Here is a 12,197-nt window from a genome sequence, read left to right as displayed (position 1 = left end):
AATGACTGAGTGTATGCAAGTCAGAAACAGGGGCTAAAAATCCATGTGATTAATATCCTTGCACTTGCACACTGGAATATAGTACACTTCCTTACATAAGTCGGGATTATTTTGTTTTTATTTTATTGAAAGCGCGCACATCAAATGATTAATCTCAAGGGTCAGCGGGTAATAGTACAGCAGGGTCAACAACTGGGAGGTAATGTAATATGAATCATTCATACCAACAATGCGTGGATGCTTGCCTGGAATGTATGAACGCTTGCAATGTATGTTACGTAGCGAGTTTGAAGGAATATGATTTAGCTATGCTGCGTGAATGTATTCGAGTGAGTAGGGAATGTGCAGAAATATGCGGATTTGCTGCTCAAATGCTGCAGCGCGGAACGGATTTTGCCGAGCAAATCTGTGAGCTGTGCGCCAAGGCCTGTGAGGTATGTGCTGCTGAATGCAGCAAGCATTCCCATGATCATTGCAAACATTGTGCAGAAGCCTGTCGTCGTTGCGTTCAGGCATGCCGCCAATTGGTGGCAGTGTAATTACATATATGGAACTAGTGCGTGAAGAGGAAATAAAAGGTTGCTTTCTACTGAATAGGTTTGTATAATGATTGGAATTAACGTCATGGAACGGGAGAGTAGCAGCGGAGCCGTATCATTACAGCGAGCCGGAAGAGGTGTAAGCCGGTATGAGGTCCGATGTGAAGCGCACCCGGGAGACGGTTGATCCAACGAGCAGAGCTTCTAGTAGATCAGCCCGGCAGACACCGTTATTAGTCATTGGAGTGAAATCGCGATTTTGTGTAAGTTAGCTGTAGCTACACAACCGATTTACGAAGAGTGGTACCGCGGGGATATTAAAGTTCTCGTCTCTTGATTTATTTCAAGAGGCGGGGGCTTTTTTTGTTAGATCTTATAAAAAGAAGGAGAGAGATCATGTTGATGAGGATTGCTGCTCAAGCGATATTGGCCCATACGGGCTTGGAGGAGAAAGAAATTTTATCATTATTTGAGGTGCCTCCGCAGCCTGAATGGGGAGATGTGGCGTTTCCCTGTTTTGTGCTGGCTAAAAAGTTTCGAAAGTCTCCACAGCACATTGCACTGGAATTGGCGGAGCTAGTGAATCATGAAGAAGGTTTAACTGCTACAGCATCGGGTGCCTATGTAAATATAACATTGGATCGATCTGTTCATATTCCGCTTATGCTTACTGAATTGAGCAAGGCTGATTTCCTCAGGCCCCAATATCGGGCACGGACAGCGGGTAGTTATTGATATGTCCTCGCCCAATATTGCCAAACCGTTTGGTATCGGTCATCTTCGCTCTACTGTTATTGGTGCTGCCTTGTATCGCATTCTTGGTGAAACCGGATATATTCCAATTAGTGTGAATCATCTTGGGGATTGGGGAACACAGTTTGGCAAGCAAATTGCGGCCTATAAAAGATGGGGAAATGAGGAGCAGCTACAACATGATCCGATTGGTGAATCGCTGAAGCTATATGTTCGTTTTCATCAGGAGGCCGAGCATGATCCGACTTTGGAGGATGAAGGCCGCGAGTGGTTCCGACGTTTGGAGCATGGGGATGCTGAGGCTCAACAACTATGGGAGTTTTTTGTTGAAGTCAGTCTGGGTGAATTTGATCGTATGTACCAGCGTCTGAACATTACATTTGACCATGTGCTGGGAGAAAGTTTTTACAATGATAAGATGCAGGCAGTTGTTGCTCAATTAAGAGCAAAAGGATTGCTGGAGGAAAGTGATGGTGCGCTCGTGGTTCGTCTGGAAGATGAGGAACTGCCTCCGTGTCTTATTCTAAAAAAGGATGGGACCACCATTTATCCGACACGTGATCTGGCAACAGCGATTTATCGTCATGAAGTGATGAAGGCTGATCGGTTGCTGTACGTCGTTGGTGGAGAACAGAAGTTGCATTTTCAGCAGGTGTTTGCGGTGCTGAAGCAAGCAGGGGAGGCTTGGGCGGAGCAATGTGAGCATGTGCCGTTTGGATTAATGCGGTTTGCGGGTAAGAAAATGTCCACAAGACGCGGAAAAGTTGTCAAACTGGAGGAGGTGCTGGATGAAACCATAGCGCGTGCTCAAGCCATCATTACTCAGAAGAACCCCGATTTGCAGGAACAACAGGCAGTAGCTGAGGACGTTGGCATTGGGGCGATTATTTTTGGTGATTTAAAAAACAACCGGCTGAATGAAGTGGATTTTTCGTTGGAGGAGGCGCTGACCTTTGAAGGCGAGACCGGGCCTTATGTACAGTATACTCATGCGCGCATCCGCAGCCTTTTGGAGAAAGCTCACGCTCGCGCCGATGTTAATACTAATCCTAGCGACAACGACCTTGTCCAAGATAGCCATTCTCGTGATTTGTATGACGTATCGGATGGAATGTTGGGTGACGCAGGTTGGGCGCTGCTTAAGCAGTTGGGTCGCTATCACGGACAACTGATACGTGCGGTTCGCCAACTGGAGCCTTCGGTTATTGCGAGATTTGCATTGGATACGGCCCAGGCGTTTAACCGTTTTTACGCCAAGGAAAGGATTGTCGATGGTGGACAGTGGCGTATCCAGTTGGCGGAACAAACTGCCGATATTCTGGCATGCGCGCTGCAAGTTCTTGGTCTGAAAGCACCGAATCGGATGTAAGCAAAGCGAACAAAGGGAAGCGAGTTTTTGCTGGCGGGATGACTGCTACCCAGACCTGGCTCTTCCAAAGGAATACTGTAAAAAAATTAATTCTGTTACAGGCACTTTTGGGTATGTATAAAGATTGTGAGCAGAAAAGAGTTAGACGGGTTACACTAATCGCAGGTATTCCACTGTTTTGCAACCAATTTGTGCATATTTGAAACATTTGATGCTTTTATTGCGTCGGTAAGTGTAGAAGCAAAGTAAACATGGAGGTGTATCTCATGAAAAAGAATAAAAGCGTGACAGCTGCCCTGCTTGTCATCTGCTCATTGGCAGTTGCTACGTCGGCTTCTGCTTTTCGTGATATAAAGGGAGCTGAACAGGAGAAGATTGTAAACTCACTTCAGGACAAAGGAATTATTCAAGGAATAACCAAGGATAAATTTGCACCGGATCAAATGCTCACGTATGCACAAGGAGTACACTTGGTTGTTCGTGCAATGGATCTTCAGGTAATGCCTGATTTCACAACAGGTTCCTTTGCAAACATTCCGGCTTCCGCATGGTATGCCCAGTCCTATCGGATTGCAGCCCAACACCAAATCCCTTTGTCACCAGATATTGATCCAAGCACCCGTATGACAAGAGAACAATTTGCGAATATTCTGTATAAAGCAGTGAGTGCAACGGGTGAATATCCAACTGTCCGTATGTTAATTAATGTAGCGGATGGCAAAAAACTAGACCAGGAATCAAATGCAGCCGTTCAATTCCTGTTATTGACCAAAATTGCAAAATTGGACGAACAGAGCAACTTTAACCCGGATCGTAAAGTAACGCGGATGGAGGCAGCAGAAATGGTCTATAACGCATCCGAATTTGTACAAAGTCATAAAACGGTTGAAGCTACTCCTGAAAATCCGGCTGAGCCTGTAGATCCGGTTCAACAGAATAACATTAGTATGAGCATAGAGAAGGCAAATGACCAGCAGAACAACGTGACAATTACCCGTCTACAGGCACCTAATCCAGGTTACGGCATTGAAGTGGATCACATCGACTACGTAGATGATACGAACGCAGTAATTTACTACAAGCTGACTAGTCCAAAGCCAGGGGAAATGAATATTCAGGTCATTACGGATACCCACACAAGTACATTGGTAGACAGCAAGTATAAGGTTACGCTTAAAGCAGTAGATGGAACAGTGCTTCCGCCCGCAGGAACAGGCACGTCTGTAGCTAAATAAAATTACGAGCCACATGTTATAGATATAAATAAAACCAGCGAGTCTCCAATTTGTAGGGGAGACTCGCTGGTTTTTTTCATACCAAATGTTAATCGTTAGCCCTAAGCAATAGGGCTATTAAAGCTTTAAATGCTGACTTTGCCTGCAAGCAGGTCATCTTGCGCAGGAGGCGTAGCAGAGGATGAAGCCGAATCTGTTGCAACTGTTCCCGACTGGAGCTGATACATTTGGAAGTAACGACCACCTTGGGCCATAAGTTCGTCATGGCTACCCCGTTCAACAATTTCACCTCGATGCAGCACCAAAATTTGGTCCGCACTGCGAATGGTGGACAAACGGTGAGCAATGATAAAGGTCGTACGTCCCTTCTTGAGTACCTCAAGAGCGGATTGGATGAGCGCTTCCGTTTCGGTGTCAATATTGGCAGTAGCTTCATCCAGAATTAAAATTGCGGGATCAAAGGCTAGTGCACGAGCGAAGGAAATAAGCTGGCGTTGCCCGGCTGATAAGGTGCTGCCTTTTTCAATAACAGGCTCATCGAATCCTTGCGGCAAATGGGCCAGCAATTTGTCGGCTCCAACGTCATGCAGTGCTTTATTCACCTGTTCTCTCGTGATTCGGCTGTCTTCGAGACTGACATTAGAGGCTACCGTACCTGTAAACAAATATGGATCTTGAAGAACAATACCCATATGATGGCGAAGCCATTGCTTAGGGATGTCTTTGACAGACGTTCCGTCAATGGTGATCGTTCCTTTTTGCGGATCATAGAACCGGAATAGCAGGTTGATAATCGAACTTTTGCCTGATCCGGTATGTCCGACAAGGGCAACTGTTTGCCCGGGCTGTGCTGTAAAGGAAATATGTTTAAGTACATCATCCTTTTTGTAGGCAAAGGAAACGTCGTTAAACTCTACCTGGCCTTTGTAGCGCGGCATCGTGCCGTCTGTCACCGGCTCTCCAGTTTCGTCCATCAACTCAAATACGCGTCCTGAGGATACGATGGAAGTATCCAGTACGGCGAGTTGGTTGACCATACCCGTCATAGGTTGGAACAGTCGACCCAGCACATCGACGAAGGCATACAATACGCCTAGTGAAACAGCATTACCTGTAGTTCCGAGGGCCTCAGATCCGAAATACCACAACACGACGGCAAAGGCGAGATTTCTCAACACGTTGACTAAATTGTGCGAAGTGAAGGCGTTCAAATTCAGCATTTTATTCTGATGCTTCATATAGTCGTCATTCAGTTCTTCAAACTCTTGCTGCGTTTGTTTCTGGTGCCGGAACACGCGAATAATGGACATCCCTTGAATCGATTCATTGATAATCGCATTAATTTCACTGAGTCTGGACCGAATGATCGTATTATAGCGGGTGGCGACCTTGCGGTACAATACAATCCACAAGATCAGTAATGGTACAATAAACAGAGAGATAAGACCTAGTCTGAAGTCCAGCAAAAAGAGTGCAACATATACTCCTGCCATCGTCACAATCCCTGAAGTGAAATTGGAGAGCACAGCCACAAACAAATCTTTCACTGCCTCAGTGTCATTCGTAACACGGGATACGACTTTGCCTGCGGGCAAGTTATCAAAAAAGTAAACCGGCAGCCGCTGGATGTGCGCGTAGAGATCAAGCCGAAGCTTTTGAATGACCTTGTTCGCCGAGGATTGCAGCCAGTATGTTTTGCCGAATTCAGCAAAAATGGAAATAACCAGGAAGAAGCAATACCAGCCAATCAGCTGAAAGATACCGGGCATTTCCGGTTTGTAAAAGCTATACAGTTCATCAGCTGTCAGAGCCTTAGCTTCATAGCGAAAGGTGTCGGGGCCGCGTGTTACAGTCAGCGTTCCGTTCGTAAAGGAGCGGTTACCGTCAGCCACTTGAACCGAGCCATCGACAAATACGAAAGATTTCCCAACTTGTAAAATCCTCGCTTCGCGACCTTTGGTCTCCCCGGACTCAAAGCGATCTTCACGCTTAAAGTGGGTTCCAGCATAGCTTACAGTTCCGTCCACACTAGTTGTTTCATAAAATGGTTTTTCAATAGCGAGCATATGGTCGTCGATCATCGTTTTGGCGATGAAGGGACCAGCCAGCTCGGCGGCTACTCCGATAGCCAAAGCGATGAGAGCGGCAATAAAGCCTGCTTTGCTCGTCAGCGCGTACTGGAATAGCCTTTTGCCGATATTAGGTTTCATTAGGATACCTCCCCTGAGGTCAGATCAGATTCCACTTGTTGCCGTTCATACTGTTGTCGGTACCATCCGTCAGCCCGAAGCAGCTCGCTGTGGGTTCCTTCCTCAATAATGCGTCCTTGCTCCAGCACGACGATCCGGTCTGCATGTTCTACAGCGGAGAGGCGGTGGGTGGAGATCAAGGTTGTTTTACCCGAGCGCTTACGTCGGATATTGTCAATAATCCTTGCTTCCGTCCGGGCATCTACTGCAGATAGTGCATCGTCGAGCAATAGAATATCCGGATCACCGATAAAGGCGCGCGCCAGCGAAACACGCTGCTTCTGGCCGCCGGACAGGGCGATACCTTTTTCTCCGACCAGTGTATCCAGCCCATCAGACAGGGTACCTAAATCCTGGTCGAAGGCAGCAGTACGGATAGCTTCCATAATGTCGTCATCATCTGCACGAGGTTTCCCGAACTGAATGTTCTCGCGCACCGATTTGGAAAACAAAATTTGCTCTTGCGGCACGTAGCCGATCCAACTGTGTAGTTGTTCTACTTCAATGTCCTCCAAACGTATGCCGGAGATTAAAATATCACCGCTACCCGTCGGATATTCATGCAGTAGCTGTTTGAGCAGAGTGGATTTCCCGCTGCCTGTTCTACCGACGACGCCTAGCGTTTCTCCGCGTTTGAGCTCCAGACTCACATGTGACAGATTGTCAATAGTAGAGGTAGGGTAACGGAAGGTAACGTCTTTCATCCTGATGGATTCGAGGCGGTCCACTGGAACTGGTTGAGCTGCATCCTGAACGTCTGGTTGGACATCGAGAGTTTCATTGACCCGGTCCAGGGAAGCGCTACCGCGCTGCATAATGTTAATTAGCTCTCCAATGGCAAACATCGGCCAAATCATCATTCCTAGGTACATATTAAAGGAGACCAATTCGCCTAGCGTGATATCGTTATGAAATACCAGATAAATACCATAACCGAGACCTATGACATAGCTAAGTCCTACACATAAACGAATCGTTGGTTCAAAGAGAGCATCCATCCGAGCGACAGCCAGATTTTTACGAAATACATCGTCGGTAATATCAGCAAAACGCTTTTCGTCCATTCGCTCTTGTACATAGGCGCGAATGACTCGGATACCTGCCACGGATTCCAACACCTGATCGTTCATATCACCAAATGCATCTTGTGCCAGTGTGTAACGCTCGTGAACGGCTTTACCGTAAATGCTCATAGCCAGTGCAATAAAAGGTAGGGGCAGGATAGCTGCCAGTGTCAACTTCCAACTGATTAGGGTACCCATGGCAACTAATACAACGCTCAGATAGACCGTAGAGTCTGTCAGTGTCAGCATGCCGAAGCCCGCCGTACTTGCTACGGAGCGAAGGTCGTTCGTAGCACGAGCCATCAGATCACCAGTGCGATTACGTTCAAAAAATGGAGGGGTCATCCGCAGTAGATGATTCATAAAGCGTGTGCGCAGTAAGCGCTCCACCAGATTGGCACCACCAAACAGCTTGTGCATCCATATGTACGTAATGTAGTAGATGACGGCTAGAATGCCTATGATGTACAAAATATAACGCCAAAGCGAGGACCAGGAAATCGAACCGCGCACAATCTCATCAATGGCACTACCTAGCAGCCGAGGTGGAGCAAGCTCCAGCACACCAACGGCTATCAGCAAAAACAATCCAATGGAGTATCGGCTTCGTTCTCTTTTAAAAAACCAGCTTAAATTTTTAAGTACCGAAAACAAGAGGAATCCCATCCTTTCATGACAAGTTCTTTCGAGAGTTGTGTACCATTTTGAAGAAACAACAGCGACTTGCTACCACAAATATGATCCGGCAACAGGCGCAAAAAAGGCATACCGTCCGCAGACGATATGCCCTAAATCTCAATATCATATGGCGCGCAGGTATTTTCAGCACACTCACCACTGAAAAACTGCTCAAACGCAGGCAGCCACTCGTATTAAACCATACAACGTGAATGGCCCAATTCTGAAGGATGCGACAGGGGAGATGCTCCGGTATGAAGTTGTTGTGTTTGTAGATGTGGGTAAAATGCAATAGGAAATTTTAGCACCGGTAACACTCCTTTCTTCCTCAAAATGGGTTCATTCTAACATGAGTAATCGTTCAAATTGGTAATAAATTTCAAAATGGATCTCGTATGGTTGAATCTTAACACCCTTTTTTGCGAATTGTCAAACCTTTTTCAAAAAAATGTATATGACTTGTCCAAGAATCTCGCTAGGTTGGGACGGTTGGTGGTCATTCTAAAAGATGCTATGATATAGTTGGCAGACGTCATTGTACAAGGAGATGAGCATAACGTATGAGCATACAGGTAACTGAACCTGCGGCACAGTGGTACATTAAGGAGCTTAGTTTGAATCGTGGAGATGCGATCCGTTTTTTTGTTCGCTATAGCTCTGGCGGCGGGTTGCATCCAGGCTTTTCTCTGGGAATTGCCGTAGAGCCTCCGCAGCACCCCGTATTACAGCATGAAGCGGCTGGCATTACGTTTTATATGGAGGACCAGGATTACTGGTATCTGAAGGGCCATCATCTGGAAGTTAAGTATTTGGAGGAACATGATGACATTATTTACACCTATGTTGAGGATGGACAAGCTTAGCGCTCTACTGTCAATCATAGCGTGCAAATAGTTGTTCTTGGACATGAAAAGCGACGGAGTATCGTGTTACAGGAGATGAACCTGTACATGATGCTCCGCCGCTTTTTTGTAGTTAAGGCGGGTATGTCGTATGTTAAGGGTTGTTAAGTATCGGGCCATCGAGTGCAAAATCAAAATCATCAATGTCGTACACATGTACAGGTACGGAAGCTTCGATAATGCGGTGGATCCAGTCCAATTGATCCGTCAGAATAGGTAATGATTCACGCTGAGCTGTCAACACCAGTTCAGTCTCAATTGGATCAAAATATTCTCCGTAATGCGCAGTATCAACAGCATTAATGATAATGAGTGATGTATTGGCATCGAATAGAATAGGCAAGCTCTTGGCCCAAGGCATCTGAAGGGCACGCCGAATTTTCTTCTGATTCAACGGTTCCTCAAAATAACTGATCAACTCGCTTACCTTCCGCTTCACATGTTGATCGTCCATAGGATTATCCATGAGCGGCTCTGTGCTATCCTGGAATTCGTATAGCTCTAGCAGTGATGTGTATGGCACTATATATTCCACAGGGGCGGGAGATGTAAGTAGTTGGCCGTATATAGCCACCATTACAGCTTCCGTTACAAATTGTCGAGACATCGGTCAAGCCTCCTGCATTTACCAAATTATGCGATATGAGTATACCACAAAGCGGGACTGAATTCAGCCCGACATGCAGATTGCTATCATTTATTCCTATATTTGTTGTGCGAATTTAGCTGCGGCCGATTAACAAGGAAAGCAATCCGGCAGCAATCAGAGGTCCAACAGGAACTCCTTTAAAGAAGGCAACGCCAATGACGGTCCCGATCAGTAGACCTGTCACAATAATGGGCTGTCCAGACATCAAAGTTACTCCGCGGCCGCCAAGATAGGCTACCAGAATTCCGATACCAATCGCGAGCAGTGATTTCCAGTGCAGGAAAGACTCCATCACCTGATTGATACTGATTTTACCGCTGGCTAGCGGGGTCATGACCCCAATCGTCAAAATAATAATTCCGATCGTCAGGCCATACCTTTCAAGCCAGGGGAAAGCAGAATGAAAGCTGGTTACCCGCAGCAGCAGTAATACAACCATGGCAATAGTCACGGTAGAGTTACCACTAACAATTCCAAGACCAGCCAATACCAGTAAGATAAGTGAGCTGTAATCCATACAGATGTTCTCCTTCGTTTATTTAGCTTTGGATATGTTCGGCGATTTGTCGCCCGTGCCAGCGGCCTGTTTCAATAAACACCTCATTGGCATTGCTGCCTGAAGCGATGACCCCAGCGACATATATACCTGGGATGTTCGTTTCCATCGTGGCAGGATTAAATTCTGGTTTGTCCAGATCCTCAGCCATGTGGACGCCAACAGACTCCAGTAGTTTTCGTTCCGGGTGAAATCCAGTCAGTGCCAGTACAAAATCATTTTCGAGCCGGAATGCTTCAGTGTCCAGCGGAGTGACTACGACATGGTCTGGATGAATTTCGGTAATACGTGCGCCTAAGTGCAGCGTGATCTTCCCTTTTTGTACCATACTGTCAAACAGTGGACGAACCCACGGCTTGATGTATTGGGACAACTCGCTTCGACGATATACCATATCAATCGTAGCTCCGACCCGCACCAATTCCATTGCAGCATCTACCGCAGAGTTACTGCCACCGATGACTGCGACCCGGGTTCCTGTATAGGGATGGGCTTCGCTGAAATAGTGCGTGACTTTATCCAATTGTTCCCCAGGAATGCCCAAATAGTTCGGATGATCAAAATATCCTGTAGCCACAACGACATAGCGTGACGAATACGTTTTGGTTATTTCCCCTTTGCTCAGGGTATGTACGGTAAATGTACCGTCATCCTGGCGATGAATGGACTGGGCCTCCTCATAATGCTGAATGTTCAAGTTATAATGAGTGGCTACCTTACGATAGTACGCCAGTGCTTCATGACGAAAAGGTTTATCATTAGGGGTGCTGAATGGAACATCACCGATTTCCAGTAGTTCGGCGGTGCTAAAAAACTGCATGTTCGTCGGATACAGAAAAATGGAGTGAACGATGTTGCTTTTTTCAATAATGACAGTTTGCAAACCTCTGCGGCTGCATTCGATTGCAGCGGATAGTCCGCAGGGTCCGCCACCGATAATGATTACGTCGTACATTTGGATGAACCTCCAGTTGTATTGGTTTATTACGCCAGTTTTGTAGGGTTAACATTATTTTGACGATTAAAAACGGATCTCAGGATTGAAGCAAATAGCTCAGTATGTGAGAAGTTTTCAAATAATAATCCTACCGCAATGCGAACACAATATCCAGCCGTTTTCAGAAAGTGATGATGGAAGGTGAAGATTGACAGCTACTTTTAGTAAACATATAATTAGATATATATCTATTTTATGTGATTGAATTCGCTTGCATATCAAGTATGTACTAGTGAAAAGAGGTGCAATAACGATGCAACTGGATAAAATGGTCAATTATCATAAAGCACTTGCTGATCCAACGCGTATGCGAATATTACTTCTTTTGTCCCGTGGGGAGATGCATGGTCAAGCTTTGGCGAAAAAGCTGAATTTGTCCCAGCCGACTGTTACACATCATGCTTCCAAACTCCGTGAGGCAGGGGTGATTAAGGAACGACGTGATAAAAACATGGTGTATTTTACACTGAATCCAGAGCTGATCCGGCAGCATGCCGAGGCGACGGTGCGATTTATTTTCGAAAAAGGAGAGGGGGAGGAAGAGATGTCAGAGTTGAATGAAACGTTGGGGGCGTCGGTCTTACGCAATTTTTTTTCCAAGGACGGCAAGTTGCGCCAAATCCCTGCGCAGTATAAGAAAAAATTAATCGTACTTCAGATGCTGGCAGAAAAGCTGGAGCCAGGCCGCATATATCCTGAACGTGAATTAAACGAGTGGATCAAGCAATACCATGAGGATTTTGCAACGATTCGTCGTGAGCTGATTATGCATCAGTTTATGTACAGGGAACGGGAAATGTACGAATTGAACCCGCGTGAGATGTGGACGCGCTGGGATCAGGTACACTAAACGAAACTTGACAAAGATTTCAAAAAAGTTTCGTGGGCAGCCTTGACAGACAATTGATGGACCTGTATGATAAAGGAAATTTTAGGAGGAGGCGATGTTATATGCGTACGAACATGAATGGATGGGTTCAGCAGCAGAATGACTTGTCTCCCGCACGGACGATGCACGGTTAAAGACTGTATAGATCTATAGTCTTGGCTTAGCAGTTGGTTGGACAGTAGAACCAACGAAATCCGCAGGGAGTGATTCCCTGCGGATTTTTTATGGTTAGGCGTCTTGTTATCCAGTTGCTGGTTCTGGGGGAGTGGTCTGTGAGGACTGCTTGCTTAAGTGAACGAACGGATCACATCGGCCTG

Annotated in this window: 9 protein-coding genes, 1 pseudogene and 1 other annotated feature; of the genes and pseudogenes, 5 read left to right on the top strand and 5 right to left on the bottom strand. The window is 46.2% G+C overall.

Going from position 1 to position 12,197, the window contains the following annotated elements:
* The first annotated feature begins 209 nt into the window (after positions 1-209).
* The 3 genes and pseudogenes from ACQW03_RS01080 to ACQW03_RS01070 all read left to right on the top strand — a co-directional run bounded on the left by ACQW03_RS01080 (position 210) and on the right by ACQW03_RS01070 (position 3,896).
* The gene (locus ACQW03_RS01080; RefSeq protein WP_023988251.1) at positions 210-539 is read left to right on the top strand and encodes a four-helix bundle copper-binding protein; all 330 of its coding nucleotides are present in this window, start codon (positions 210-212) and stop codon (positions 537-539) included.
* A gap of 77 nt (positions 540-616) precedes the next feature.
* Positions 617-876 (top strand) — a binding site (T-box leader).
* Positions 877-935: 59 nt separating this feature from the next.
* Positions 936-2,661: pseudogene (argS, locus tag ACQW03_RS01075) on the top strand (arginine--tRNA ligase).
* A gap of 266 nt (positions 2,662-2,927) precedes the next feature.
* Positions 2,928-3,896, top strand: coding sequence for an S-layer homology domain-containing protein (locus tag ACQW03_RS01070; protein WP_441947895.1), 969 nt, complete (start codon positions 2,928-2,930; stop codon positions 3,894-3,896).
* A 125-nt stretch (positions 3,897-4,021) separates the two neighbouring features.
* On the opposite strand, the gene ACQW03_RS01065 is transcribed toward ACQW03_RS01070, so the two are convergent.
* Both ACQW03_RS01065 and ACQW03_RS01060 read right to left on the bottom strand, forming a co-directional pair.
* Positions 4,022-6,106 carry an ABC transporter ATP-binding protein gene (locus ACQW03_RS01065; RefSeq protein ID WP_071640569.1) on the bottom strand — a complete coding sequence of 695 codons (2,085 nt, stop codon included), beginning with the start codon at positions 6,104-6,106 and terminating at the stop codon, positions 4,022-4,024.
* Positions 6,106-7,863: an ABC transporter ATP-binding protein gene (locus tag ACQW03_RS01060; protein WP_441947892.1), complete on the bottom strand. Its 1,758-nt coding sequence runs from the start codon at positions 7,861-7,863 to the stop codon at positions 6,106-6,108. Before ACQW03_RS01060 ends, ACQW03_RS01065 begins: the two co-directional genes overlap by 1 nt.
* Before the next feature lie 584 nt (positions 7,864-8,447).
* Here ACQW03_RS01060 and ACQW03_RS01055 point away from each other — a divergent pair.
* Entirely contained in the window at positions 8,448-8,750 is a 303-nt protein-coding gene (locus ACQW03_RS01055) for a HesB/YadR/YfhF family protein (protein ID WP_068940673.1), read from the top strand.
* Between the two features lie 133 nt (positions 8,751-8,883).
* Here the strand turns inward: ACQW03_RS01055 and ACQW03_RS01050 are convergent, their stop codons facing one another.
* From ACQW03_RS01050 to ACQW03_RS01040, 3 genes are all read right to left on the bottom strand, one after another.
* Positions 8,884-9,396 carry a hypothetical protein gene (locus tag ACQW03_RS01050; protein ID WP_023988256.1) on the bottom strand — a complete coding sequence of 171 codons (513 nt, stop codon included), beginning with the start codon at positions 9,394-9,396 and terminating at the stop codon, positions 8,884-8,886.
* Between the two features lie 115 nt (positions 9,397-9,511).
* Entirely contained in the window at positions 9,512-9,955 is a 444-nt protein-coding gene (locus ACQW03_RS01045) for a DUF441 domain-containing protein (RefSeq protein ID WP_013309978.1), read from the bottom strand.
* Between the two features lie 22 nt (positions 9,956-9,977).
* Positions 9,978-10,949 carry a YpdA family putative bacillithiol disulfide reductase gene (locus ACQW03_RS01040; protein WP_023988257.1) on the bottom strand — a complete coding sequence of 324 codons (972 nt, stop codon included), beginning with the start codon at positions 10,947-10,949 and terminating at the stop codon, positions 9,978-9,980.
* 295 nt (positions 10,950-11,244) lie between these two features.
* On the opposite strand from ACQW03_RS01040, the gene ACQW03_RS01035 reads away from it, so the two are divergent.
* Complete coding sequence (locus ACQW03_RS01035) at positions 11,245-11,841, top strand: metalloregulator ArsR/SmtB family transcription factor (protein ID WP_441947889.1); 597 nt, start codon at positions 11,245-11,247, stop codon at positions 11,839-11,841.
* Positions 11,842-12,197: the final 356 nt, after the last annotated feature.

This window comes from Paenibacillus sp. DRB1-1 (assembly GCF_052119485.1).
GTDB classification, from domain to species: domain Bacteria; phylum Bacillota; class Bacilli; order Paenibacillales; family Paenibacillaceae; genus Paenibacillus; species Paenibacillus polymyxa_B.
The sequence above is the reverse complement of the archived record's forward strand: the minus strand, read 5'-3'. Positions and strand labels throughout refer to the sequence as shown.

What these genes read in the sequence shown, in the direction of transcription:
- ACQW03_RS01080 (WP_023988251.1), top strand. Translation starts at nt 210, where the DNA reads ATGAATCATTCATACCAACAATGCGTGGATGCTTGCCTGGAATGTATG.
- ACQW03_RS01070 (WP_441947895.1), top strand. Translation starts at nt 2,928, where the DNA reads ATGAAAAAGAATAAAAGCGTGACAGCTGCCCTGCTTGTCATCTGCTCA.
- ACQW03_RS01065 (WP_071640569.1), bottom strand. Translation starts at nt 6,106, where the DNA reads ATGAAACCTAATATCGGCAAAAGGCTATTCCAGTACGCGCTGACGAGC.
- ACQW03_RS01055 (WP_068940673.1), top strand. Translation starts at nt 8,448, where the DNA reads ATGAGCATACAGGTAACTGAACCTGCGGCACAGTGGTACATTAAGGAG.
- ACQW03_RS01050 (WP_023988256.1), bottom strand. Translation starts at nt 9,396, where the DNA reads ATGTCTCGACAATTTGTAACGGAAGCTGTAATGGTGGCTATATACGGC.
- ACQW03_RS01045 (WP_013309978.1), bottom strand. Translation starts at nt 9,955, where the DNA reads ATGGATTACAGCTCACTTATCTTACTGGTATTGGCTGGTCTTGGAATT.
- ACQW03_RS01040 (WP_023988257.1), bottom strand. Translation starts at nt 10,949, where the DNA reads ATGTACGACGTAATCATTATCGGTGGCGGACCCTGCGGACTATCCGCT.
- ACQW03_RS01035 (WP_441947889.1), top strand. Translation starts at nt 11,245, where the DNA reads ATGCAACTGGATAAAATGGTCAATTATCATAAAGCACTTGCTGATCCA.